At 69.3% G+C, this 24190-nt stretch carries 22 protein-coding genes; 7 read left to right on the top strand and 15 right to left on the bottom strand.

The genetic code is table 11. The features are described 5' to 3' along the window. Positions 1-42 precede the first annotated feature (42 nt). Positions 43-1101 carry a glycerophosphodiester phosphodiesterase family protein gene (locus QFZ26_RS03735; RefSeq protein ID WP_307039388.1) on the bottom strand — a complete coding sequence of 353 codons (1059 nt, stop codon included), beginning with the start codon at positions 1099-1101 and terminating at the stop codon, positions 43-45. A gap of 157 nt (positions 1102-1258) precedes the next feature. On the opposite strand from QFZ26_RS03735, the gene QFZ26_RS03740 reads away from it, so the two are divergent. Next, positions 1259-2071, top strand: coding sequence for a Bax inhibitor-1/YccA family protein (locus QFZ26_RS03740; RefSeq protein ID WP_307039390.1), 813 nt, complete (start codon positions 1259-1261; stop codon positions 2069-2071). Positions 2072-2134: 63 nt separating this feature from the next. On the opposite strand, the gene guaA is transcribed toward QFZ26_RS03740, so the two are convergent. The 10 genes from guaA to QFZ26_RS03790 form a co-directional block, all read right to left on the bottom strand. Continuing rightward, entirely contained in the window at positions 2135-3727 is a 1593-nt protein-coding gene (gene guaA / locus QFZ26_RS03745; RefSeq protein ID WP_307039392.1) for a glutamine-hydrolyzing GMP synthase, read from the bottom strand. Next, on the bottom strand, positions 3724-4209 hold the full coding sequence (locus QFZ26_RS03750) for a DUF3817 domain-containing protein (RefSeq protein WP_307039394.1): 486 nt from the start codon (positions 4207-4209) through the stop codon (positions 3724-3726). Before QFZ26_RS03750 ends, guaA begins: the two co-directional genes overlap by 4 nt. A 35-nt stretch (positions 4210-4244) precedes the next feature. Then, positions 4245-5168, bottom strand: a complete 924-nt coding sequence (locus tag QFZ26_RS03755; protein WP_307039396.1) for a S1C family serine protease — start codon at positions 5166-5168, stop codon at positions 4245-4247. A gap of 63 nt (positions 5169-5231) precedes the next feature. Further along, positions 5232-6080, bottom strand: a complete 849-nt coding sequence (locus QFZ26_RS03760; RefSeq protein ID WP_307039398.1) for an SURF1 family protein — start codon at positions 6078-6080, stop codon at positions 5232-5234. Beyond that, positions 6080-6583: a cation:proton antiporter regulatory subunit gene (locus QFZ26_RS03765; RefSeq protein WP_307039400.1), complete on the bottom strand. Its 504-nt coding sequence runs from the start codon at positions 6581-6583 to the stop codon at positions 6080-6082. Before QFZ26_RS03765 ends, QFZ26_RS03760 begins: the two co-directional genes overlap by 1 nt. A 53-nt stretch (positions 6584-6636) precedes the next feature. Further along, positions 6637-8367, bottom strand: coding sequence for a glycerol-3-phosphate dehydrogenase/oxidase (locus tag QFZ26_RS03770; RefSeq protein WP_307039402.1), 1731 nt, complete (start codon positions 8365-8367; stop codon positions 6637-6639). Between the two features lie 97 nt (positions 8368-8464). Continuing rightward, positions 8465-9589: a GuaB3 family IMP dehydrogenase-related protein gene (locus QFZ26_RS03775; RefSeq protein WP_307039404.1), complete on the bottom strand. Its 1125-nt coding sequence runs from the start codon at positions 9587-9589 to the stop codon at positions 8465-8467. Between the two features lie 91 nt (positions 9590-9680). Further along, positions 9681-10277 (bottom strand): hypothetical protein, encoded by a 597-nt coding sequence (locus tag QFZ26_RS03780; protein WP_307039406.1) that lies wholly within the window; start codon positions 10275-10277, stop codon positions 9681-9683. Continuing rightward, positions 10274-10762, bottom strand: coding sequence for a DUF6463 family protein (locus QFZ26_RS03785; protein WP_307039408.1), 489 nt, complete (start codon positions 10760-10762; stop codon positions 10274-10276). Before QFZ26_RS03785 ends, QFZ26_RS03780 begins: the two co-directional genes overlap by 4 nt. A 98-nt stretch (positions 10763-10860) precedes the next feature. Next, entirely contained in the window at positions 10861-12561 is a 1701-nt protein-coding gene (locus tag QFZ26_RS03790) for an ABC-F family ATP-binding cassette domain-containing protein (RefSeq protein ID WP_307039410.1), read from the bottom strand. A gap of 115 nt (positions 12562-12676) precedes the next feature. Here QFZ26_RS03790 and QFZ26_RS03795 point away from each other — a divergent pair, with 115 nt between their 5' ends. Further along, positions 12677-13834, top strand: a complete 1158-nt coding sequence (locus QFZ26_RS03795; protein ID WP_307039411.1) for a MalY/PatB family protein — start codon at positions 12677-12679, stop codon at positions 13832-13834. Between the two features lie 9 nt (positions 13835-13843). Here the strand turns inward: QFZ26_RS03795 and guaB are convergent, their stop codons facing one another. After that, positions 13844-15346 (bottom strand): IMP dehydrogenase, encoded by a 1503-nt coding sequence (guaB, locus tag QFZ26_RS03800; protein WP_307039413.1) that lies wholly within the window; start codon positions 15344-15346, stop codon positions 13844-13846. A gap of 225 nt (positions 15347-15571) precedes the next feature. Between guaB and QFZ26_RS03805 the strand changes: the two genes are divergently transcribed. The 4 genes from QFZ26_RS03805 to QFZ26_RS03820 are packed head-to-tail and all read left to right on the top strand — an operon-like array spanning position 15572 to position 19548. Further along, positions 15572-16894 (top strand): ABC transporter permease subunit, encoded by a 1323-nt coding sequence (locus QFZ26_RS03805; RefSeq protein ID WP_373460674.1) that lies wholly within the window; start codon positions 15572-15574, stop codon positions 16892-16894. Between the two features lie 15 nt (positions 16895-16909). Further along, positions 16910-17890 carry a branched-chain amino acid ABC transporter permease gene (locus QFZ26_RS03810; RefSeq protein ID WP_307044916.1) on the top strand — a complete coding sequence of 327 codons (981 nt, stop codon included), beginning with the start codon at positions 16910-16912 and terminating at the stop codon, positions 17888-17890. Beyond that, a complete protein-coding gene (locus QFZ26_RS03815) occupies positions 17880-18791 on the top strand; it encodes an ABC transporter ATP-binding protein (RefSeq protein ID WP_307039415.1) in 912 nt (303 codons plus the stop codon). Before QFZ26_RS03810 ends, QFZ26_RS03815 begins: the two co-directional genes overlap by 11 nt. After that, positions 18778-19548, top strand: coding sequence for an ABC transporter ATP-binding protein (locus QFZ26_RS03820; protein ID WP_307039417.1), 771 nt, complete (start codon positions 18778-18780; stop codon positions 19546-19548). The genes QFZ26_RS03815 and QFZ26_RS03820 overlap by 14 nt, the downstream gene beginning before the upstream one ends. A 357-nt stretch (positions 19549-19905) precedes the next feature. Here QFZ26_RS03820 and QFZ26_RS03825 read toward each other — a convergent pair whose 3' ends face one another. From QFZ26_RS03825 to groES, 3 genes are all read right to left on the bottom strand, one after another. Further along, positions 19906-21213: an ABC transporter substrate-binding protein gene (locus tag QFZ26_RS03825; RefSeq protein ID WP_307039419.1), complete on the bottom strand. Its 1308-nt coding sequence runs from the start codon at positions 21211-21213 to the stop codon at positions 19906-19908. A 253-nt stretch (positions 21214-21466) separates the two neighbouring features. Further along, positions 21467-22423: an EamA family transporter RarD gene (rarD, locus tag QFZ26_RS03830; RefSeq protein WP_373460675.1), complete on the bottom strand. Its 957-nt coding sequence runs from the start codon at positions 22421-22423 to the stop codon at positions 21467-21469. A 90-nt stretch (positions 22424-22513) separates the two neighbouring features. After that, positions 22514-22810, bottom strand: coding sequence for a co-chaperone GroES (groES, locus tag QFZ26_RS03835; protein WP_056010764.1), 297 nt, complete (start codon positions 22808-22810; stop codon positions 22514-22516). 166 nt (positions 22811-22976) lie between these two features. Here groES and QFZ26_RS03840 point away from each other — a divergent pair, with 166 nt between their 5' ends. Continuing rightward, positions 22977-24164 (top strand): class I SAM-dependent methyltransferase, encoded by a 1188-nt coding sequence (locus QFZ26_RS03840; RefSeq protein ID WP_307039422.1) that lies wholly within the window; start codon positions 22977-22979, stop codon positions 24162-24164. Positions 24165-24190: the final 26 nt, after the last annotated feature.

The raw sequence follows: 24190 nt of genomic DNA on the forward strand, positions 1-24190 counted from the left end.
ATCCGACACCCGGCCCCCTGCGACGGCGTCGCGAGGCCGCCCTCAGCCTGCGCGCCCGAGCGACCAGTCGCGCGCCACGACGCCGAGGTCGGGGTGGTCGACGAAGATCCCGTCGACGCCCATGTCGACGATGTGCGTGAACTCCCCGAGCCAGTCGCCGAAGGCGGCGCGCACGGTGCCTCGGCGGTACCCGCCGGCGAGGAAGCGGTTCTCGGGCCGCAGGGTCCACGTGAAGATCTCGAGGCCGGCCGCGTGCGCGGCGTCGACGAGCTCCGCGCCCGTGAGGGGTGCCCCCGGGGCATCCGCTCCCCGTCTCGTCTGGGTCCCGCCGACGAGCCGCGGCTTGCCGACACTGACCCCGTCGAACCGGCCGGTGAGCCCGAGCAGGCCCTGCTCGGTCACGAACGAGTCGTAGCTGCGGGCGCCGTGTCCGTCGGCGAGCACGAGGTCCCACGGCGCCCCGGTCGCCTCGATGAGGAACACCCGCTTGCCCCGGATGCCGCGGGCTCCGAGGCGCTCGAGCAGGGTCGGCTCGAACGCCTCCATGATGAGACGATCGTCGCCGCGGCCCCAGCCGGCCGCGTCGAGCTCCGCCACGAACAGCTCGTCGAGGGGCAGCCCGAGCTCGTCGAAGTAGGCGGCGTGCTTGAACTCGGCGACCATGCGCAGGACCCGGCCGCGTTCGTCGGCGGCCGCGTCGATGAGCTCGAACAGGTCGCGGAGGCGGATCACGGGGTAGCGGTCGTCGAAGCTCGCACTCGCCTGGCGCACCCGCCCGAGTCGCTCGCGGGCACGGAGGGTGGAGAGCTCGGCCCACGTGAAGTCCTCGGTGAACCATCCGGTGAGGGCTCGCCCGTCGACCTCGCGCGTGGTGCGCCGGCCGACGAACTCGGGCCGCCTCGCGACATCCGTCGTGCCTGAGATCTCGTTCTCGTGACGCAGGACGAGCACGCCGTCGCGGGTGGCGACGAGGTCGGGCTCGACCGCGTCGGCGCCGAGCGCGAAGGCCAGCTCGTAAGCCGATCGCGTGTGCTCGGGGCGGTAGCCCGGCGCGCCGCGATGGCCGATGACGAGCGGGCGCGAGGCGGTGTCCGACAGCATGCGCCCCAGCGTAGCGATGCGGCCCTCGGGCACGCGGGAATCCCCCGGAAACTCAGGGCGTTGTCTCACTCAGAGCGGGTAGGTTTGATTCCGGCGACGGATGCCGCATCCGACCGCCGCTCCCCCGCACCGACGACAGCCGAAAGCAGAGGAAACCATGGCTCTCGACAACCCCGCGTATTCGCGGAACCCCGCATTCTCTTCGCAGGGAGCCGTGGCCGCAGCACAAGACGTCTCGGCCCAGCAGCTCCAGGAGATGTACAACCAGCCCGCCACGCCGCCCGCCGGTGAGACGATGACGGTCGAGACGACGCTCCAGAAGGCGGCCGTCTCGTTCGGCCTGCTCGTCGTGGGCGCCGCGCTCGGCTGGGTCACCACCGAGTCGCTGCCGTTCCTGTGGATCGGCGCCGGCATCGTGGGCTTCGTGCTCGCGCTCGTCAACATCTTCAAGAAGGAGCCGTCGCCCGGCCTCGTGCTCGCCTACGCGGGCGTGCAGGGCATCTTCGTCGGCGGCATCTCGGCCTGGTACGAGACGGCATTCGGCGGCGGCATCGTCGCCCAGGCCGTCATCGCGACCCTCGTCGTGGTCGGCGTGACGCTCGCCCTGTTCGCCTCTGGCAAGATCCGCGCCTCGAAGAAGGCGACGAAGATCTTCCTCATCGCCATGGTCGGCTATGCGGTGTTCTCGCTCGTGAACCTCGGCATGATGCTCTTCGGCGCGACCGACAACGCGTTCGGCCTGCGTTCCATTGAGATCATGGGTATCCCGCTCGGCCTGATCCTCGGCGTGCTCGTCGTCATCATGGCGGCCTACTCGCTCGTGCTCGACTTCGACTTCATCCAGCAGGGCGTGCGCAACCGCGCCCCGAAGAAGTACGAGTGGACCGGCGTGTTCGGCATCATGGTCACGGTCATCTGGCTCTACCTCGAGATCCTGCGCATGCTCGCCATCGCGCAGTCGAGCGACTGACGCACTGACGCTCCAGCCGAGAACGGCCGCCCCTCGGGGCGGCCGTTCTTGCGTTCGTCAGCGCTACTCCCACTCGATCGTGCCCGGCGGCTTCGACGTGACGTCGAGCACGACCCGGTTGACCTCGGGCACCTCGTTGGTGATGCGGTTCGAGATCTTCGCGAGCACGTCGTAGGGCAGGCGGGTCCAGTCGGCGGTCATCGCGTCTTCAGACGAGACGGGGCGCAGCACGATGGGATGCCCGTAGGTGCGGCCGTCGCCCTGCACGCCCACCGAGCGCACGTCGGCGAGGAGCACGACCGGGCACTGCCAGATCTCTCGATCGAGGCCCGCGGCCGTCAGCTCTTCGCGCGCGATCGCATCGGCCTGGCGGAGCAGATCGAGGCGCTCACGGGTAACCTCACCCACGATGCGGATTCCGAGGCCTGGCCCCGGAAACGGCTGGCGGCCGACGATCGCCTCGGGCAGGCCGAGGTCACGGCCGATCTGGCGCACCTCGTCTTTGAAGAGCGTGCGCAGCGGCTCGACGAGCTCGAACTGCAGGTCTTCGGGCAGGCCGCCGACGTTGTGGTGGCTCTTGATGTTCGCGGTGCCCGTGCCGCCGCCCGACTCGACCACGTCGGGGTAGAGCGTGCCCTGAACGAGGAACTTGATCGGCTGCCCGTCGGCCGCAGCCTCGGCGATCAGGTCGCGCTCGGCCTGCTCGAAGGCCCGGATGAACTCCCGGCCGATGATCTTGCGCTTCTCCTCGGGGTCGCTGACACCGGCCAGTGCGTCGAGGAAGATGTCGACCGCGTCGATCGTGACGAGGCGCACGCCCGTGGCAGCGACGTAATCGTTCTGCACCTGCTCGCGCTCGCCCTGGCGAAGCAGCCCGTGGTCGACGAACACCGCCGTCAGCTGGTCGCCGACGGCCTCGTGCACGAGGGCGGTCGACACCGCAGAGTCGACGCCGCCCGAGAGTGCGGAGATGACGCGCGCCGAGCCGACCTGCTCGCGGATGCGCGCGACCTGCTCGGCGATGACGTTGCCCGAGTTCCACTCGGCGGGGATGCCCGCGGCCTTGTGCAGGAAGTTCTCGATGACCTGCTGCCCGAACTCCGAGTGCTTCACCTCGGGGTGCCACTGCACGCCGTAGAAGCCCTTCTCGTCGTTCGCGAACGCGGCGACGGGCGTCGAGGCGGTCGACGCGAGCACCTCGAACCCCTCGGGGGCACGGGCGACCGAGTCGCCGTGGCTCATCCAGACGGTCTGCGCACCGGGCTGGCCGTCGAGCAATGCGTTGCCCGACCCATCCGTCACCGTGGCCGCCGTCGCGCCGTACTCCCGCAGGCCCGTGTGCGCGACCTCGCCGCCGAGCTGGCGGGCCATGACCTGGAAGCCGTAGCAGATGCCGAGCGTCGGTAAACCGAGCTCGAGGATGCCCTCGTCGAGCGCGGGAGCGCCCTCTTCGTAGACCGACGACGGACCGCCCGACAGCACGATGCCCACCGGGTTCTTCGCGGCGACCTCGGCCGCGGTGATCGTGTGCGGGACGATCTCGGAATAGACGGATGCCTCGCGCACCCGCCGCGCGATGAGCTGCGCGTACTGCGCGCCGAAGTCGACGACGAGCACGGGCCGCTGCTCGGTGGGCTGCTCGGGCTGGTCGGTCACGGCTGGGCCTCCACGGAGTCGATGGTCGGGTCGGATGTCGCGGGCGCGGCACCGGCTGCCACGCCGGCGGAGCCCGCCTCGCGCCCCTCGAGGTACGCCCGCACCTCGCGGCCGATGCGCGCCTCGAGGAAGAAGGAGAGGAACGGGATGATGCCGCCGAGCGCGATGAGGATGAACCGGCCGAACAGCCACCGCATGAGGCTCCAGAGGCGGAAGTCGCTGAAGAGGTACACGACGTAGAACCAGCCGTGCACGATGAGGATGCCGGTCGAGAGGTTCACGGCCGTGACGGCGTCGCCCGGCACGAACGCGAGGAAGCCGTGCTGGCCGCCGAGCTCGAGCTCGAGGCCGAAGGCGTACTTCATGATCATCTCGGCGCAGAGTGCGAGGAGCAGCACGCCGGTGATGATCGAGGCGACCTGGTAGAACTTCAGTGCCCCGCGAATGCGCGGCAGGTCGGCGAGTTTCGGCTCGAGGGGCATGCGACCAGTCTACTTCGCGCGCACGAGGCGGCGTCTCACACGTCGACGAGCTCGCGAGGCACGACGAAGACGTCGACGAGCGCCCCGTTGCGCCAGACCGTCATCTCGAGTTGCCGGTCGATCGCGTTCTCGACCATCAGCTTCTGGATCGACGTGGAGGTCACGACGTCCTGCTTGTCGAGCGAGACGACGATGTCGCCGCGGTGAATCCCGGCGAGCTCGGCCGGGCTGTCGGGCGCGACACCCGCGACCTGCAGTCCGGTCGGCGAGCCGATGCGGGCGGCGAGCGCCGGTGCGAGCTGCACCTTCGCCCCCGCGATGCCGAGCCACGCGCGACGCACGCGACCCGTGCTCATGAGCGCGGCGATGATCTCGCGGGTGGCGCGGTTGATGGGCACGGCGAGTCCGAGGCCGATGCCGGCGACCGCGGTGTTCACTCCCACCATGCGGCCGCGGCCGTCGGCGAGCACGCCGCCGGAGTTGCCGGGGTTCAGCGCGGCATCCGTCTGGATGACCTCGTCGATGACGCGACCCGACGCGGTGGGCAGCGACCGTCCGAGGCTCGAGACGATGCCGGCGGTGACGCTGCCCGCGAGGCCGAGCGGGTTGCCGAGCGCGACGACGAGCTGCCCGACCTTGAGTTCGCCCGCTTCGCCGAGCTCGACGGGCGCGGGCACCGTGGCGCGGGCACGCAGCACCGCGAGGTCGGAGAGCACGTCACGACCCACGACGTCGACGGCGACCGAGGTGCCGTCGCCGAACAACGCCTCGGCCGCCGTCGCGCCCGCGACGACGTGCGCACTCGTCAGCAGGAAGCCGTCGGCGGTGATGACGCTCGCGCTGCCGGCGCCGTCGCCCCGCCGGGTGCGCACGGCGAGGCTCGCCACGCTCGGCAGCACGTCCCTGGCGACGGCCGTGACGATGGCGGAGTACGCGTCGAGCGGGTCTTCGGTGTCCACACGGAAATCATCGCCCCGCGCGCGGGTCGCGCTTCCGGCGTTCGCCGCAGGCGGAAACGCCCGTCACTCGGTTCCGGATGCCCCGGCGCTCGACTCGGCGGCCTTCACACCGGTGCCCGGAACGGCGTTCTCCGCCTCGGCGGCCCCGGCCGCGGCGAGCTCCCGCTCGCGCTCGACGGCGTCGCGCACGAGCCGGTACCAGAGGAATACCGCGAACCCCGCGAACACCGCCCACTCGAGCGCGTAGAAGATGTTCAGCCAGTTGAGCTCGACCGACTGCTCGGGCGGGGGCGAGACGATGGCCTCGAGCCCCGCTGCCGGCTCTGTCGTGGTGACGTAGCCGAAGTACACGGGCCGGTCGTCGTAGTCGGCCCACAGGTTGATGAGCTGGGCGACGGCCACGGTCTGCATTGCAAAGGGGTCGTCGCCCTCGTCGGGCACGATCGGTGCCTCGCTCGGCAGGAAGCGTCCGACGATCGTGACCGGGTCGCCCGCCGCCTCGGCCGCGTCGGCGTCGACGCGCTCGAGGGCCGCGCGGGCGGATGCCTCGTCGGGCGCCCAGCCGAGTGCGATGGGCAGCCCGCCTGGCGCGGCATCCGTCACCTCGAGGTGGGCCACCACCCAGAAGCCGGCCACGCCGTCGTTGAGCCGCCCCTCGATGAGCACCGTGTCGCCCGGCACGATCTCGCCCGAGACCTCGACGCGCTGCGCGGTCGCGGCCTGCTCGGTCGGACGGTCGGGCTCGGCAACGTCGGCGAGCGGCCGCACCTCCTCAGTCGGTCGTTCGACGACCGCGGCCTGCTCGACGGCACGCTCGAGCTGCCATTGCCCGAGCAGCGCGAATGCCGCGGCGATGCCGAGGGCGAGGAGGAGCGCGAGCACCCAGCGTGGGCGCACCATCATCGTGAGCATCAGGCGCCGGTGTCCTCACGGAATCCGGCGCCGTCGTGGACTGCGCGGAACATCGTCTCGATGCCCTCGGTCGGACCGACCGCGACGATGGTGTCGCCGGCCTGCACGACGAAGTCGGCTGCGGGTGACGGATGCGCGTGGTCGTCGCGCACGATGGCGACGAGGGCGACACCGGGTGCTGCGGGCATCACGCCGAGGGGACGCCCGGCGATGGCGTCGTCGGCGTCGATCGTGATCCAGTCGATGGGAACACCCGGCAGCTCGTCGAGCTCGGTGATGGACTCGACGATGCGCGTGCCGCCGAGGAGGTCGGCGAGGGTCCGTGCCTCGTCTTCGTCGAGGCGCACCATCGAGGCCGCGTCGTCATCGCCGCTCGCCGGCCGCGTGACGAGGTCGCTCGACCCGGTGCGATGCGCGACGACCGCGAGCTCGACGCCGTCGGCCGTCTCGAACGAGTGCAGCACGCCGACCCCGGGGAGGGTGACCCGGCGGACATCGACCATTGCGCAGACTCCTCGGTCTCGAGTGCGTCGCGCTCCAGTCTATCTGCGCCGGCTCAGTCGACCTTCACGATGTCGCGCGCCTCGAGCCGCACGCGGTCGGCCGACTCGTCGTCGGGCTGCTCCTGCGAGGCGCGCTCGGCGGCGACGCGCTCGAGATAGCGCTCCACCTCGAGCGCCTCGCGCGCGGCATCCCAGCCCAGCACCTTGCCCATGAGCTTCGCTGCGACCGGTGCCGCCGAGACCCCGCGGTCCCACGCCTCGATCGAGATGCGGGTGCGGCGTGCGAGCACGTCGTCGAGATGCAGGGCTCCCTCGTGGGATGCCGCGTACACGACCTCGGCCCCGAGGTAGTCGTCGGCGCCGGGCAGGGGCTCGCCGAGCGAGGCATCGTCGCGGATGAGGTCGAGGAGTTCGTCGGTCATCGTGCCGTAGCGGTTCAGGAGGTGCTCGATGCGCACCTTGTGCACGCCGAACGCGCTGGCGATCTTGCCGCGCTTGTTCCACGCCGCCTGGTAGCCCTCGGCCCCGAGGAGCGGGATGTCCTGCGTCGTCGACGCGGGCACCTTGCCGTCGAGCGCGTCGGCGGCCGCGTCGATGGCGTCCTTGGCCATGACCCGGTAGGTCGTCCACTTGCCGCCGGCGATCACGACGAGCCCGGGCACGGTGTGCGCCACGAGGTGCTCCCGGGAGAGCTTCGAGGTCTGGTCGCTCTCGCCGGCGAGGAGCGGCCGCAGGCCGGCGAAGACGCCCTCGACGTCTTCGCGCGTGAGCGGCACCGCGAGCACGGCGTTCACGTGCTCGAGCAGGTAGTCGATGTCGGCTGCCGTGGCCGCGGGGTGCGCCTTGTCGAGGTTCCAGTCGGTGTCGGTCGTGCCGATGAGCCAGTGCCGGCCCCAGGGGATGACGAACAGCACGCTCTTCTCGGTGCGGAAGATCATGCCCATGGCCGACTGGATGCGGTCGCGGGGCACGACGAGGTGGATGCCCTTCGAGGCCCGCACCTTGAAGGTGCCGCGTTCGCCGACCATGCGCTGCGTGTCGTCGGTCCAGACGCCCGTCGCGTTCACGACCTGCTTGGCACGCACCTCGAAGCGCTCATCGGTCTGCAGGTCGTGCGCCTTCACGCCCACCACGCGCTCGCCGACCTTGATGAAGCCCTCGACCTTGACCCGGCTCGCCACGTGCGCGCCGTAGAACGAGGCCGTTCGGGCGAGCGATGCCACGTAGCGTGCGTCGTCGACCTGCGCGTCGTAGTACGTGAGCCCGCCGATGAGCGCGTTCGGCGCGAGCGAGGGAATGGCCTTGCGCACCTGGCGCTTCGAGAGGTGCCGGTGGTGCGGGACCCCGGGGGGCCGGCCGCCGCTGTAGCTGAAGATGTCGTAGAGCATCATGCCGGCGCCCACGTAGAACCGCTCGATGAACCGCGTCTTCAGCGGGTAGAGGAAGCGCACGGGCTTCACGAGGTGCGGCGCGATGCGCTGCAGCAGGAGGCCTCGTTCGATGAGCGCCTCCCGCACCAGGCGGAAGTCGAGCTGTTCGAGGTAGCGGATGCCGCCGTGCACGAGCTTCGACGACCGGCTCGACGTGCCCGACGCCCAGTCGCGCGCCTCGAGCAGTCCGGTCGAGAGGCCCCGCGTCACCGCGTCGAGGGCCGCACCGGTGCCGACGATGCCGCCGCCGACCACGAGGATGTCGAGCTCTTTCTCCTTCAGCCGCGTGATGGCGGCCTCTCGCTCCTCGGGTCCGAGCTTGGTCGAACGCGTCACGGACTTGAGTCTCGCCATGGTCGTAACCCCATCCCCGCGGCCTCACGGGCACGGCCGCGCGATCCGATTTCCACGCTACCCGAGGGGGTGCCGGTTCGCCATCGAACGCGCGGGCTCACACCGCGTCGTAGGGCGCGACGATGATGTCGACGCGCTGGAATTCCTTGAGGTCGGAGTATCCGGTGGTCGCCATCGACTTGCGCAGCGCCCCGATGAGGTTCGCCGTGCCGTCGGCGGCGGGTGCCGGCCCGTAGAGGATCTCCTCGAGCGGTGCGACCTGCCCGACCTCGACGCGCTGGCCGCGCGGGAGCTTGGAGTGGTGCGCCTCGGCGCCCCAGTGATAGCCGGCGCCCGGGGCATCCGTCGCCCGTGCCAGCGCCGCACCGAGCATGACGGCGTCGGCGCCGCACGCGATGGCCTTCACGATGTCGCCCGACTTGCCCACGCCGCCGTCGGCGATGACGTGCACGTAGCGTCCGCCCGACTCGTCGAGGTAGTCGCGACGTGCGCCCGCGACATCCGCGACCGCCGTGGCCATGGGTGCGTGGATGCCGAGCGTCGCGCGCGTGGTGGACGCCGCTCCCCCGCCGAATCCGACGAGCACGCCCGCAGCACCCGTGCGCATGAGGTGCAGGGCGGCGGTGTAGGTGGCCGCCCCACCGACGATGACCGGAACGTCGAGCTCGTAGATGAACTTCTTGAGGTTCAGCGGCTCCTGGTTCTTCGAGACGTGCTCGGCCGACACGGTGGTGCCGCGGATCACGAAGAGGTCGACGCCCGCCGCCACGACCGTCGAATAGAGCTCTTGGGTGCGCTGCGGCGAGAGGGCGCCGGCGACCGTGACGCCGGCCGCGCGGATCTCGGCGAGCCGCGCCGTGACGAGGTCGGGCTTGATGGGCTCGGAGTAGAGCTGCTGCATGCGGTCGGTGGCATCGGCGTCGGCGAGCGAACGGATCTCGGCGAGCACCGGCTCGGGGTCTTCGTAGCGGGTCCACAGGCCCTCGAGGTCGAGCACGCCGAGGCCGCCGAGCTGGCCCATCATGATCGCCGTGCGTGGTGAGACGACGGAATCCATGGGGGCCGCGAGGAACGGGATGTCGAACTGGTAGGCATCGATCGACCAGCTGACGGAGACGTCTTCGGGGTCGCGCGTGCGTCGGCTCGGCACGATCGCGATGTCGTCGAACGCGTACACGCGGCGGCCCCGTTTGGCGCGGCCGATCTCGATCTCCTGGGTCACCCTGCAACCCTACCCGGCCGATACTCCGCCGGTTGAGAGGAGCAGGGCGTCCACCGGAACTCGCATTGATCCACAGCGGCGACATGACGCTCTACAGCGCTGGCATGACGCCGAGAGCGACCAGCAACGTCGGCACGAGCACCAGGATGCCGGCGAGGAGAATCGGCGCGCCCAGGAGGCCGGCCACGATCGGGGCCGGTCGCCAGCGTGTGCGCCGAGAGTACGAGCTCGCCGCGACACCGAAGCACGCCGCGAAGAACACCGTGCCCAGCAGGTAGACGACGCCGGGCGCATCGATGTCGTCGGGGCCTCCGGCGATCCCGGTTGCCAGTGCGGCGGCCTCGCCGATCGTGCCGAGCGCATAGATGGCGAAGGTGCCGAAGGCTCCCCACAGCAGCAGCGCCATCGTGTTCGGTGCGAACGCAGTCGCCCGCTTGCTCACCGACAGCATCAAGACGACGGCCCCGAACAGCTTGAGGCTCACCACCAGCCAGTTCATGACGGTCAGACCGGAGGCGTAGCCCGCCAGAGGTCCGTCGGCGAAGTGGTTCGTTCCCTCGAACTGCACGTTCACCGCCGCGAACGCGAGCAGCCCCAGCATGCCGAGCACTGCCGTGACTGTTGCGGTCGTCGACGCAGTTGTCGAGCCGACACCCTGCGACCCGACAACGGACTGGACGGAACTCATGCCGTGCTCTTTCCTGATCGTGATGAGTGCTCGGGAACGGCGCCCTCCGACGCAGACGGGTTCACTGCTTCGACCGGACGTTCGCCCCTGCCCGGGTCAGCCGATGGACGCTGACGGCTCTGGCGCGCCGACTGCACGACAGCGATGACCGCCGCCACGAGCACGAGCAGGAACCCGGACACCGGCGCTGCGCTCACCCCGATCAGCGCGATCATCAGCAGCGCGATGCTGACCGACCATGGCAGCCGCCCGGCGTGCTCGAGGGCGGTCATCGCCAGGCCGGTGACCATTCCGAAGAATCCGGTCATCAAGAACCAGAGCGCCACCTCGAGGTTGCTCGTCATCGCTCCGAACCAGCCGCTGGCCAATGCCTCGCCCAGCGCCGGAGCAGATGCAAGCACTCCAACGGCAGTGTGCAGCACGCACACGATGATGAGCGCCGGTCCGGCAATCGCCGTTCGCCTGTTGTTTCTCTGTCTCGTCATGCCGATCAGTCTGAGTGCGGGCAATCCCTCCGCGCCTCACCCGATCGGGTGACCCGACTCCGCGCCCACAACTCACCCCGTGACTCTCAGCACGAAAGCTAGCGGGCGCGCACCACGCGCTGCTCGTCCCACACCGGGACATCCGACTCCACGACCTCACCCGTGCCGCTGAACACCACGAACCGGTCGAAGCTGCGCGTGAACCAGCGGTCGTGGGTCACCGCGAGCACGGTGCCGTCGAATCGCGAGAGCCCCTCTTCGAGCGCCTCGGCCGAGACGAGGTCGAGGTTGTCGGTGGGTTCGTCGAGCAGCAGCAGGGTCGCGCCCGAGAGCTCGAGCAGCAGGATCTGCAGTCGTGCCTGCTGGCCGCCCGAGAGCGACTCGAAGGTCTGCTGGGCGGATGCCGCGAGCCCGTAGCGATCAAGGGCCGAGCTCGCGGCCTCCCGCGCCATGCCGTCGCGGTTGGCGTCGCCGCGGTGCAGGATGTCGAGGAGGGTCCGCCCGCGGTACTCGGGATGGTCGTGGTTCTGCGCGAACCAGCCGGGCACGACGCGCGCGCCGAGCATCGCGCGGCCGGTGTGGGGCACGCGGGCGAGGGTCTCGCCGACCGTCGTGACGTGCCCGAGCAGCCGATCGGGCTCCGTGCCGCCGCCGGCGAGCAGCCGCAGGAAGTGCGACTTGCCCGAGCCGTTCGAGCCGAGTACCGCGACGCGGTCGCCGTACCAGACCTCGAGGTCGAACGGCTTCATGAGGCCCGTGAGCTCGAGCCGCTCGCACACCACGGCCCGCTTGCCGGTACGGGCGCCGCGCAAGCGCATCGACACTGCCTGCGCGGGCGGGCGCTCCTCGGGCGGCCCGGCCTCCTCGAACTTGCGCAGTCGCGTGAGCGCGGCCTGGTATCGCGACGCCATGCCGTCGTTGTAGGTCGCCTTCACCTTGAGGGTCGCCACGAGCTGCTTGAGCGCCACGTGCTGCTCGTCCCAGCGACGGCGCAGCTCGTCGAGCCGCTCGAATCGCTCATCGCGGGCGCGGTGGTAGCCCTCGAAGCTGCCGCCGTGCACCCACGCGGTGTTGCCGGCGGCGCCGAGCTCGAGGGTCACGATGCGGTCGGCGGCGCGGGCGAGCAGCTCGCGGTCGTGCGAGACGAGCAGCACCGTCTTCGGCGTCGCGCGCAGTTGCGCCTCGAGCCAGCGCTTGCCCGGCACATCGAGCGAGTTGTCGGGCTCGTCGAGGAGCAGCACCTGCTCGGGCCCGCGGAACAGCGCCTCGAGCGCGAGGCGCTTCTGCTCGCCGCCCGACAGGGTCGACAGTTCGCGCCACCGGGCGCGCTCGAACGGGATGCCGAGGGCTGCGCTCGTGCAGTGGTCCCACACGACCTCCTGCTCGTAGCCGCCCGCCTCGGCGTACTCGGCGAGCGCGGTCGCGTACCGCATCTGCGCGGCCGTGTCGTCGCGTTCGATGAGGGCGTCCTCGGATGCCTCGAGCTCGAGCGCCACCGCCCGCACCCGCGCGGGCGCGACCGACACGAGGAGGCCGGCCACCGTCTCGGTCGCGCCGGGAGCGGTGCGTCCGGTGCCGACGAACTGGTCCATCACGCCGAGGCCGCCGTCGACCTGCACGCTGCCCTCATCGGGGCGGAGCTCGCCGCGGATGATGCGGAGGAGGGTCGACTTGCCGGCGCCGTTCGCGCCGATGAGCGCCGTGGTGGCGGCATCCGTCACCCGGAACGCGAGGTCGGCGAGGAGCGGCCTGCCGTCAGGCAGCGAGAAGGAGACGCCGTTGACGTCGATGAAGCCCATGGGATGATCCGTTCGAGTTCGCGGCCGTGCCGCACCGCCCTTCGGGCAGCCGATCAGGATATCCCCTCGACGTGCCGCCCTGCCACCCCGCCCCGATCTGCGGCAAGCTGGAGGCATGCAACGCATCGCCGCAGAGCCACTCGACGCACTCCGCACCCGCACGAGCGCCAAATGGCGCCTGTATCCGGCCGACGTGCTGCCGCTGCCGGTCGCCGAGATGGACTACCCGCTCGCCGAGCCCATCGCGGCCGCGCTGCACGCCGCGATCGACCGCTCCGACACCGGCTACACGAACGGCAGCCTGCCCGTGGCCGAGGCGTTCCAGGACTTCGCCTCCACCCGACTCGGGTGGGAGGTCGACCCGGCACGCGTCACCTGCACGGCCGACGTCAGCATGGGCATCGTCGAGGTGCTCCGACGGGTCACGACTCCCGGCGACGGGGTGATCATCACCCCGCCCATCTACCCGCCCTTCTTCGACCTCGTGGCCGAGGCGTCCTGCGCTGTCGTCGAGGTGCCGATGCTCGGCGGCATCGACGAGGGCTGGGCGCTCGACCTCGACGGCATCGACGCGGCCTTCGCGGCCGGGGCGCGGGCGATGGTGCTCTGCAACCCGCACAATCCGATCGGATTGGTGCCGGATGCCTCGACCCTCGCCGCGCTCGCCGAGATCGCCGCCCGCCACGACGCCACGATCGTCGCCGACGAGGTGCACGGCCCGCTCGCGCAGCCCGCGACCCCGTACACGCCGTTCCTCACCGTGTCGGAGACCGCTCGCGAGCACGGCATCGCCATCACGTCGGCGAGCAAGTCGTTCAACATCGCCGGGCTGAAGTCGGCGCTCGTCGTGACGGCGAGCGAGCGCGCCGACCGGGTGCGGCAGCAGCTGCCCTACGAGGTCGAGTGGCGCATGGGCCAGTTCGGCGCGATCGCCTCGATCGCTGCGTTCCGCGAGGGCGGGCCCTGGCTCGACGGCGTCCTCGCGAGCCTCGACGACAACCGGCGACTGCTCGCCGACCTCATCGCCGACGAGCTTCCCGGCGTTCGGTATCGCATCCCGGATGCCACGTACCTCGCGTGGCTCGACCTCTCAGCGCTCGGCTGGGGCGACGATCCCGCCGCCTACGCACTCGAGCACGCGAAGGTCGCGCTCGCGATCGGGCCGACGTTCGGTGCGACGGTCGGACGCGGGCACGCCCGGCTCAACTTCGCGTGCACGCCCGAGGTGCTCTCGGAGGCGATCACGCGGCTCGCCGACGCCCGCATCGGCTGACGCGTTGCGCTACCTGGTGTAGTTCGGCGCCTCGACCACGATCTGCACGTCGTGCGGGTGCGACTCCTTGAGGCCCGCGGGCGTGATGCGCACGAAGCGTCCCTTCGCCTTGAGCTCGTCGATGCTGCGGGCCCCGACGTAGAACATCGACTGGCGGAGACCGCCGACGAGCTGGTACGCGACGGCCGAGACCGGGCCACGGTAGGGCACCTGGCCCTCGATTCCCTCGGGGATGAGCTTGTCGTCGCTCGGGACATCCGCCTGGAAGTAGCGGTCCTTCGAATAGGAGGTCTTCTTGCCGCGCGTCTGGAGCGCGCCGAGCGAACCCATGCCGCGGTAGGTCTTGAACTGCTTGCCGTTTTGGAAGACGAGCTCACCCGGGCTCTCGGCGGTGCCGGCGAGGAGCGAGCCGAGCATGACCGTGTCGGCGCCGGCGACGAGTGCCTTCGCGATGTCGCCGGAGTACTGGAGCCCGCCGTCGGCGATGAGCGGCACACCGGCCGGCCTCGTGGCCTTCGACGCCTCGTACACGGCGGTGACCTGCGGCACGCCCACGCCCGCGACGACGCGCGTCGTGCAGATCGAGCCCGGCCCGACGCCGACCTTCACGGCGTCGGCGCCCGCGTCGACGAGCGCCTGCGCGCCCTCACGCGTCGCGACGTTGCCGCCGATGACATCGATGTGCTCGAAGCTCGGGTCGGCCTTGAGCCGCCGGATGATGTCGAGCACGCCGGCGCTCTCGCCATTGGCCGTGTCGACGACGAGCACGTCGACGCCGGCGTCGCGCAGGGCCTCGGCGCGCTCCCACGCGTCGCCGAAGAAGCCCATGGCCGCACCGACGCGCAGGCGCCCCTCGGCGTCTTTCGTGGCGTTCGGATACTGCTCGGACTTGTCGAAGTCCTTCACGGTGATCAGGCCCGTGAGCCGGCCCTCGTCGTCGACGAGCGGGAGCTTCTCGACCTTGTGCTGGGCGAAGATCGCGATCGCCTCATCGGGGTTCATGCCGACGCGACCGGTGATGAGGGGCATCTTCGTCATGACGTCGGCGACCTTCGTCGACGACTTCTCGAAGTCGGAGACGAAGCGCATGTCGCGGTTCGTGATGATGCCGACGAGGATGCCGTCGGCGTCGATCACGGGCAGGCCGCTGACCCGGAACGTGGCGCACAGCTCGTCGACCTCGGCGACGGATGCGTCGGGCCTCGTCGTGACCGGATTGGAGACCATGCCCGACTCGCTGCGCTTCACGCGGTCGACCATCTCGGCCTGCTCGGCGATCGAGAGGTTGCGGTGCAGGATGCCGATGCCGCCCTGGCGGGCCATGGCGATGGCCATTCGCGACTCGGTGACGGTGTCCATCGCGGCCGACAGGAGCGGCGTCGCGACGGTGATGCGCCGGGTGAGGCGGGAGGCCGTGTCGGCCTCGCTCGGAATCACGTCGGTGTGACCTGGCAGCAGCAGGACGTCGTCGTAGGTGAGTCCTGTGAATCCGAACGGATCTGCCTGATCCATGTCTTCCCTTCGCGTCGAGTTCTGCCCGTGGTGCGCTCAAGTGGGTGTCGCACGATCTACCAATGTTAAGCGAGTTTGCACGAGGGGCATTCCCCGGATAACAATCAAGGGCCATTGTGACCATGCATGAAACACATGGGACATAATCGGCACGTACTGTCGACGACGTCGTCGATAGGAAGACCGGACCCCGAGGCCAACAGCCCCGGGACTCTTGGAGGTGCAGTGGAACCCACGCAATCAGTCGCCAGACGGTCGCCAGGGAGGTGGCTCATCCTCCTCGGAATCCTTTTGTCAGCACTCACTCTGTCCAGCATCGCAGCGTCCCCTGCGGTGGCGGATGAAGTGAGTACCGACGAGAGCTCCGAGGAGTTCGAGTTCCACTTCCGTGGCAACGTCCAACACGACGGCGAACCGCTCGAAGGCGTGCACATCACGCTCGAGGGCAACGGCTTCGAAGCCGAGACCGACACCGACGCCGACGGACGGTGGAGCATCGGCGTGCCCGAGAAGGGCACCTATACGGTGACCCTCGACGAAGACACCCTTCCCGAGGGCGTCGTCGTCGCCGAGGGCAGTGCCACACGGGAGGCGAGCTTCGGCCTCACGCGCAACGCGTCGGTGAACTTCTTCCTCGGCGAGGGCGTCCGCACGACCGTGAGCTTCTTCGACCAGTTCGTCCAGCGACTGATCAGCGGCATCAACTTCGGCCTGCTGCTCGCGCTCGCGGCGATCGGCCTCTCGCTGATCTTCGGCACCACCGGCCTCTCGAACTTCGCCCACGCCGAGCTCATCACGTTCGGCGCGCTCATGGTGCTGACGTTCGGGGTGAATCTGGCGTGGCCGCTGTGGATCGCGATCGGGGTGGCGCTCGTGTTGAGCGCCGCGCTCGGATGGGGCCTCGATGCGGTGATCTGGAAACCGCTGCGCCGCAAGGGCGTCGGCCTCATCCAGCTCATGATCGTGAGCATCGGCCTCTCGCTCGCCATGCGCTACACGTACCAGTTCTTCTACGGCGGCTCGACGAGCCAGCTCCCCGGGGCGACGCTTCCATCCGACATCCGGTTCGGGGCGGTCGCGCTCTCGTGGGTCGACATCGCGAGCATGGGGGTGAGCATCGTGGTGCTCCTCGGCGTCGGCTACTTCCTGCTGCGCACCCGCATCGGCAAGGCGACCCGAGCCGTGTCCGACAACGCGAGCCTCGCCTCCGCGAGCGGCATCGACGTCGACCGGGTCATCCGCATCGTCTGGGTGCTCGGCGCGTTGCTCGCCGGCCTCGCCGGAATCCTCTGGGCCTACTTCCGTCCGGGCGTCAGCTGGGACATGGGGTTCCAGATCCTGCTCCTCGTCTTCGCAGCGGTCACGCTGGGCGGGCTCGGCACGGCGTTCGGCGCCCTGGTCGGCTCGATCATCGTGGGCCTGTTCGTCGAGCTCTCGACGCTGTGGCTCCCGAGCGACATGAAGTACGTCGGCGCCCTGGTCATCCTGATCGTGGTGCTGTTGTTCCGACCACAGGGAATCCTGGGTCGTCGAGAGCGAATCGGATAGGAGGGGACGACCATGATCGACTGGGGAGCAATCTTCGGAAACGCGGCCGTCGAGCTGATCAGCCCGACCACTGCCGCCTACGCACTCGCCGCACTGGGTCTGGCGATCCACTTCGGCTTCACCGGCTTGCTGAACTTCGGCCAGGCGGGCTTCATGCTGCTCGGCGCCTACGGGTACGCCATCCCCGCCCTCAAGCTGGGGTGGCCCGTCTGGGCCTGCGTGCTCACCGCACTCGCGGCATCTGTCGTGTTCGCACTCATACTCGGTATCCCGACGCTGCGACTGCGCGCCGACTATCTGGCCATCGTGACGATCGCCGCCGCCGAAGTGCTGCGGCTGGTGTTCACCTCGAACGAGTTGCAGGCGGTGACCGGTTCGGCGAACGGCCTCTCGGAGTATCAGGCGGGCCTGCTCGCCTTCAACCCGTTCCCCGCCGGACGCTACGGCTGGGGCCCGTTCATCTTCGACAACCGGGTGTGGTTCTTCCTGGTGATCGCGTGGATCGTCGTGGCGATCGCCGCGGTGCTCACCTGGCTCATCATGCGCAGCCCGTGGGGCCGGGTCATCAAGGGCATCCGCGAAGACGAGGACGCCGTCCGCGCGCTCGGCAAGAACGTCTACTCCTACAAGATGCAGAGCCTCGTGCTCGGTGGTCTCCTCGGCACCATCGCCGGCATGTTGTTCGTCATGCCGCGAGCGGTGGTGCCGTCGTACTTCCAACCGTCGCTGACGTTCTTCATCTACGCGATCCTGCTCCTCGGCGGCGCCGCGACGATCTTGGGGCCGATCCTCGGCTCGATCGTGTTCTGGGTGCTGCTGTCGTTCTTCTCGGGCTTCATCGCCCGCGCGGTCGAAGCGGGCTGGCTCCCCTTCATGACGCAGGTGCAGGCCGGCCAGATCCGGTTCATCCTCGTCGGGGTCGCGATCATGCTGATCGTGGTGTTCATGCCACAGGGCATCCTCGGAAACAGGAAGGAGCTTGCTTTTGTCAAGTGAAACCGCCTCCTCGAGGCCCGTCAAGACGACCGGACTCCACATCGGCGATTCGGCACCCGGAGTCAAGAAGCACGACCCCATCCTCATCGCCGACGGTGTCAAGCGCACGTTCGGCGGCCTCACCGCCGTCGACGTCGACCACGTCGAGATCCCGCGGGGCGCGATCACCGCGCTCATCGGCCCGAACGGTGCCGGCAAGACGACCTTCTTCAACCTGCTGACCGGCTTCGACAAGCCCGACACCGGAAGCTGGTCGTACGAAGGGCGCTCGCTGGCCCACGTGCCCGCCTACCGGGTGGCGCGCATGGGACTCATCCGCACGTTCCAGCTGACCAAGTCGCTCGCGCTGCTCTCCGTCATGGACAACATGAAGCTCGGCGCGAAAGACCAGATCGGCGAGAATCTCTTCCGCTCACTCGTGCCGGCGCTCTGGCGCAAGCAAGACGAGGAGATCGAGGTGAAGGCCCTCGAGCTGCTCGGGCGGTTCAAGCTCGACGCCAAGAAAGACGATTACGCGGCCAGCCTCTCGGGCGGACAGCGCAAGCTCCTCGAGATGGCGCGCGCCCTCATGAGCGACCCCACGCTCGTCATGCTCGATGAGCCGATGGCCGGCGTGAACCCCGCGCTCACGCAGTCACTGCTCGACCACATCCTCAACCTCAAGGCGGAGGGCATGACCGTGCTGTTCGTCGAGCACGACATGCACATGGTGCGCCACATCGCCGATTGGGTGATCGTCATGGCCGAAGGTCGTGTGGTCGCCGAGGGCGACCCGCACACGGTGATGGAGGATCCCGCCGTGATCGACGCTTACCTCGGCGCGCACCACGACGCCGATCTCGGCGCCCCGACCACCGGGCACGTTGAAGCGCTGAAGGAGCTTATCGATGACGAACAGTAGCCCAGCACCCGCTGTGGCGCCGACGCCCGCCACCGACCTGGTGGTCGAGGTCCGCGACGTCACCGCCGGATACATCACCGGCGTGAACATCCTCACCGGCTGTTCGCTGACCGCCGCCCCCGGTGAGTTGATCGGCATCATCGGACCCAACGGAGCGGGCAAGTCGACGCTCCTGAAGGCGATCTTCGGTCTCGTGAAGGTCCGCGAGGGCGGCATCTTCCTGCACGGCGAGGAGATCACGAACCAGAAGGCGAACAAGCTCGTCGGCAAGGGCGTCGGGTTCGTCCCGCAGACGAACAACGTGTTCCCCTCGCTCACCATTCAGGAGAACCTGGAGATGGGCATGTTCCTCAAGCCCAAGGGGCTGAAGGATCGCCTCGAGTTCGTCACCGAGATCTTCCCAGAGCTCGGCAAGCGGCTCACCCAGCGCGCGGGTTCTCTCTCAGGCGGAGAGCGGCAGATGGTCGCCATGTCCCGAGCGCTCATGATGGGCCCGCACGTGATGCTGCTCGATGAGCCCTCTGCCGGCCTGTCGCCGGTGCGTCAAGACGAGGCGTTCCTCCGTGTGAAGGAGATCAACAAGGCCGGCGTCACGACCATCATGGTCGAGCAAAACGCTCGCCGCTGCCTGCAGATCTGCGATCGGGGCTACGTGCTCGACCACGGACGCGACGCCTACACGGGGACCGGTCGTGAACTCCTCAACGACCCGAAGGTCATCGGCCTCTACCTCGGAACCCTGGGGCAAGACGACTGATCCATCGACCGAACGGAGGGGGCGGATGCTGCGGCATCCGCCCCCTCCGTCGTCTGCCGGGCTGCGGTGCCACCGGGCTGCGAGGAGGAAGGGCGCCCGGCCTGGTACGGGAAGCCGGCGAGCGGCACGTGGTCGAGTGCGCCACGTCGAGGGATCAGGCAGGCCGTCACGGCGAGCCCCTCGGCGCGATCTGACGCCCGCTCGGCTCGACCGGCGGAGCGGGGCCCCGCGCGGCGTCTCCCGCACGCCTGGTGGTGCCACGAGCGGCCGCTGGTGCGATTGGCGCTGTGCACGAGACTCCCGAGGGCACGCAAAAGGGCCCCGGCCGAAGCCGAGGCCCTTCCGTCACCGCTCAGATCAGCCGTCGCCGATGCGTGAGTAGGTGTTGTCGTCGTTGTACTCGTAGATGCCGATGGTCGCCTCTGTGGGGTCACCGTGCTCGTCGAACGTGACCGGGCCCGAAGGTCCGTCGTAGTCGATCTGCTGGCCTTCGGCAAGGAGCGCGATGCCCTCTTCGTAGGTGCTGACCTTCTCGCCCTCACCTGAGCCGCCGGAAACCTGGCGGAGGTACTTGGCGATCTCGACACCGTCGGTGCTGTTCGCCGCATAGGCTGCGAGCGCGAGGAGCACGACGGCGTCGTACGACTCGGCCGCGTAGCTGTAGTCGGCCAGGTCGGGGTCGACCTCGAGCAGGCGATCGGTGAAGTCACCGAGCGTGCCCACGTCGAGACCCGGCAGCGTGCCCTTCGAGCCGGCGACGAGGCCGGGCGCGAAGTCCGCACTGTAGTCGGACAGGTTGCCGTCGACGAAGTAGAGCTGGTCACCGGGGTAACCCGAGCCCACGAGCGCCGGCGTGATGATCTGCGCCTGGTCGAACGTGATCAGCGCGATCGCGTCGGGGTTGGCCGCCGTGACCTCGGAGATCTGCGCGTCGAAGCTCGAGTCGCCCTCGTTGAAGAGCGCCTCGGCGACCACCTCACCGCCGGCCGCCTCGAAGGCGTCCTTGGTGAACTGCGCGAGACCGGTGCCGTACGAGTCGTTCAGCACGATCATGCCGAGGGTCGCGTGACCGTCTTCGGCGATCAGGTTTCCGAGCACCTCGCCCTGGAGCACATCGGACGGAGCCGTGCGCCAGTACAGGTCGTTGTCGTTGTACTCGGTGAAGTCGGCCGAGGTGTTGGCCGGCGAGAACTGGATGACGCCCGCGGCGACGATCTGGTCGATGACCGTCTTCGAGACACCCGACGACGCTGCACCGATGATCGCGGAGACGTCCTGCGAGAGCAGGTCGGTGACCGAGACCGTCGCGGTGTCGGTCGTCGTGTCACCCGAGTCGCGGAAGACGACCTCGACGCCGAGGCCGGAGTCGGACACCGCGTTGACGTCATCGGCACCGAGCTGGACGCCGGCCTCTTCGGGCGGGCCGAGGAATGCGAGCGCGCCACTCTGCGGGAGGATCGTTCCGAGCTTGAGTGCGAGGTCGCGCTCACCCTCTGCGATGGGCAGGGCGTCTCCGGCGGTTTCGGCTGGGTCGTCGGTTTCGGCGGGGGCCGGGGCACCCGAACTGCACGCGGTGAGGAGGAGGGCGCTGACGCCGGCAATGGCGATACCCGTCCAAGCCGCGCGAGCCGAGCGCGAGGCCGAGGCCTTCGCGAATACGCTCATGTTGCTCCTTGGGACTGAAGGAATTGGTACACAATGCAGCGCCATGGTGACGCCGTTGTCTGACAGTATTGCGCGCCCAAGGCGGAAACAAGTCGAGCCGGTCACAACCGTGTAACACCAGCTGAATCGTTACCTCACCGTCACCGCACGGCGCATTTGGCGCACGGAATCGGCGTGATCGACCGTAGCGACGCTCGGATCTGGCGCGTAGACCGCGGGCGGAAGCGCACGGTTGAACGCCGTGGATGCAGCGTCAGGCAGGCTCCGCGACCACACGCCGTGCTGTGCGGACGCCCCGGAGCAGATCGAACGTGAGCACGCCGAGCGCCACCCAGACGAGGGCGAATCCGATCCAGCGTTCGAGCGGCATGGGTTCCTTGAGCACGACCACCCCGACGAGGAACTGGATGAATGGCGCGAAGTACTGGATGAAGCCCATGTAGATGAGCGGCAATCGGCGCGCGGCCGCCGCGAACAGCAGCAACGGCACCGCCGTCACCGCGCCGGCCGACAGCAGCAGCACGGTGTGCCAGACGCTCACCGTGCCGATGGTGAGCCCGGTCGTCATTGCGACGAAGACGAGCTGCACCACGGCGAGCGGCGCGAGCCAGACCGTCTCGATGGTGAGGCCGGAGACGGCGTCGACCTGCGGTCCGACTCGCTTCTTGATGAGGCCGTAGAACCCGAACGAGAAGGCGAGCACGAGGGCGATCCATGGCAGCTGCCCATATCCGAAGGCGAGCACGACGACGGCGACGATCGAGATGCCGACGGCGACCCATTGCGTCGCGTTCAGCCGTTCCTTGAGCACGAGCACACCGAGGAAGACCGTGACGATTGGGTTGATGAAGTACCCGAGCGCCGCCTCGACGACCTGGTTCGTGAGCGTGGCGTAGACATACGTCTGCCAGTTCACGAAGATCAGGAGCCCAGCCAGCCCCATCGTGAGCACCACGCGCCGATTGCGCATGAGCGCCGCGAGGTGCCGCCATGCGCGGGTCACCGTGATGAGCAGGGCGCAGAAGACGAGTGAGAACAGCACCCGCCACGCGACGATCTCGAACGGGCCAGCCGGAGCGAGCGCGATGAAGTACACGGGCAGGAATCCCCAGAGCCCGTAGGCACCGATCGCGAAGGCGAGCCCCGAGCGGCTCACTCCCTGTGCGGCGCCTGGAGTCGGGGCGGTCGCGGATTCGGAGCTCGATGACACCCGATCAGCCTACGCCGGGTGTGCGACGGCAAAGACAACGAGGCCCGGATGCCGCAAGGGGCATCCGGGCCTCGAATGGAATCGTGTCGACTAACGCACGACCACCGCGAGCACGTCGCGCGCCGAGAGGACCAGCAGGTCTTCGCCGCCGAACTTGACCTCGGTGCCGCCGTACTTCGAGTAGATCACCTTGTCGCCGACGGCGACGTCGAGCGGCACGCGGTTGCCGTTGTCATCGATGCGGCCGGGGCCCACGGCCACGACCTCGCCCTCCTGGGGCTTCTCCTTGGCGGTGTCGGGGATGACCAGACCGGATGCGGTGGTCTGCTCTGCCTCGACCTGCTTGATGACGATGCGATCCTCGAGCGGCTTGATGGAAACCGACACGTTGGCCCCTTCTCTAATGTGAAACTGTCTAGACGAAGACTGGTTAGCAGCCTCAGAGTGAGAGTGCTAAACCGAGTCTAGGCGCGATTTGGCACTCGTGCAACGTGAGTGCCAGCGGGTCCCGCCGGGCTGCATCCGCCTCGTCGCTCGGTGCTAGCGTGGCCGGGTGGACCGCTCCGAGCTCGTCGAACTGCTCTCCCCCGAGGGCCTGCGCCTGCTCGACGCCTTGCCCGAATGGGACTCGAAGGCCGACATCGTGCGGACCGTCGCGCACCTGCGGGGGCAGGGGCATCCGGCCGGTCTCGTCGCCACCGTGCTCACCCAGTCGAAGCTCCGCGCCAAGGCCCGTGCCAAGTTCGGCGAGTTCGCCTCGCGGATGCTCTTCACCGAAGCCGGCCTCGAGCAGGCGACCCGGCTGAAGGTCGCCGCCCTGCACGCGGGGCGCTTCTCGCGCGCCGGGATCGAGCACGTCGCCGACCTCGGCTGCGGCATCGGCGGCGATGCCCTCGCCATGGCAGCGATGGACCTCGAGGTCACCGCCGCCGAGGCCGACGAGGTCACCGCGGCCATCGCGGCATACAACCTCACGCCGTTCCCGCGGGTGCGCGTGCTGCACGCCCGCGCCGAAGACGTCGCACTCGGGGGCATCGGAGGAGCCTGGCTCGACCCGGCGCGACGCACCACCACCGGTGGCATGACGAAACGACTGTCGGATGCGGCCGACTACTCCCCCGGGCTCGATTTCGCCTTCGGCCTCGCCGAGCGCATGGCCGTCGGAGTGAAGCTCGGACCGGGCACCGACCGCGACGTCATCCCGTCCGACGCCGAGGCGCAGTGGATCTCGGTCGACGGAGACCTCGTCGAACTCGGCGTCTGGTTCGGCGTCGTAGCCCGCCCGGGCATCCGTCGCGCCGCCCTCGTGATCCGCGGCGACGCGGCGCACGAGCTCACGGCCGGTGCTGACAGCGAAGACGCGCCCGTCGGCCCGCTCGGCGACTACCTCTACGAGCCCGACGGCTCGGTCATCCGCGCCCGGCTGATCGGCGCGTTCGCGCGAGCGAACGGCGCCTGGATGGCGAGCAAGGGCATCGCCTACGTCACCGCCGACACTGCCTTCGAGTCGCCGTTCGCACGTGGGTTCCGCGTGCTCGAACGCCTGCCGACCGATGAGCGGCAGCTTCGCCAGGCCCTCGCCGCCCGCCGCATCGGCACGCTCGAGATCAAGAAGCGCGGCGTCGACATCGATCCCGCGGTGCTGCGCACGAGGCTGAAGCTGCGCGGCGAGGAGTCGGCCACCATCGTGCTGACCCGCGAAGAGGGACGTCACGTGTCGCTCCTCGTCGAGCGGATCTGATCGCGCGCACCACCGCCCCGTGGGTG

The sequence above is a fragment of the Agromyces ramosus genome (assembly GCF_030817175.1).
Classification (GTDB): domain Bacteria; phylum Actinomycetota; class Actinomycetes; order Actinomycetales; family Microbacteriaceae; genus Agromyces; species Agromyces ramosus_A.

Bases quoted from the DNA above. Each gene is read 5' to 3' on its own strand.
- QFZ26_RS03825 (WP_307039419.1), bottom strand. From the start codon at position 21,213: ATGAGCGTATTCGCGAAGGCCTCGGCCTCGCGCTCGGCTCGCGCGGCT.
- QFZ26_RS03780 (WP_307039406.1), bottom strand. From the start codon at position 10,277: ATGAGTTCCGTCCAGTCCGTTGTCGGGTCGCAGGGTGTCGGCTCGACA.
- QFZ26_RS03750 (WP_307039394.1), bottom strand. From the start codon at position 4,209: ATGCCCCTCGAGCCGAAACTCGCCGACCTGCCGCGCATTCGCGGGGCA.
- QFZ26_RS03790 (WP_307039410.1), bottom strand. From the start codon at position 12,561: ATGGGCTTCATCGACGTCAACGGCGTCTCCTTCTCGCTGCCTGACGGC.
- QFZ26_RS03820 (WP_307039417.1), top strand. From the start codon at position 18,778: ATGACGAACAGTAGCCCAGCACCCGCTGTGGCGCCGACGCCCGCCACC.
- QFZ26_RS03735 (WP_307039388.1), bottom strand. From the start codon at position 1,101: ATGCTGTCGGACACCGCCTCGCGCCCGCTCGTCATCGGCCATCGCGGC.
- QFZ26_RS03785 (WP_307039408.1), bottom strand. From the start codon at position 10,762: ATGACGAGACAGAGAAACAACAGGCGAACGGCGATTGCCGGACCGGCG.
- QFZ26_RS03760 (WP_307039398.1), bottom strand. From the start codon at position 6,080: ATGCTCACGATGATGGTGCGCCCACGCTGGGTGCTCGCGCTCCTCCTC.
- QFZ26_RS03795 (WP_307039411.1), top strand. From the start codon at position 12,677: ATGCAACGCATCGCCGCAGAGCCACTCGACGCACTCCGCACCCGCACG.
- guaB (WP_307039413.1), bottom strand. From the start codon at position 15,346: ATGGATCAGGCAGATCCGTTCGGATTCACAGGACTCACCTACGACGAC.
- QFZ26_RS03770 (WP_307039402.1), bottom strand. From the start codon at position 8,367: ATGGCGAGACTCAAGTCCGTGACGCGTTCGACCAAGCTCGGACCCGAG.
- QFZ26_RS03740 (WP_307039390.1), top strand. From the start codon at position 1,259: ATGGCTCTCGACAACCCCGCGTATTCGCGGAACCCCGCATTCTCTTCG.
- QFZ26_RS03765 (WP_307039400.1), bottom strand. From the start codon at position 6,583: ATGGTCGATGTCCGCCGGGTCACCCTCCCCGGGGTCGGCGTGCTGCAC.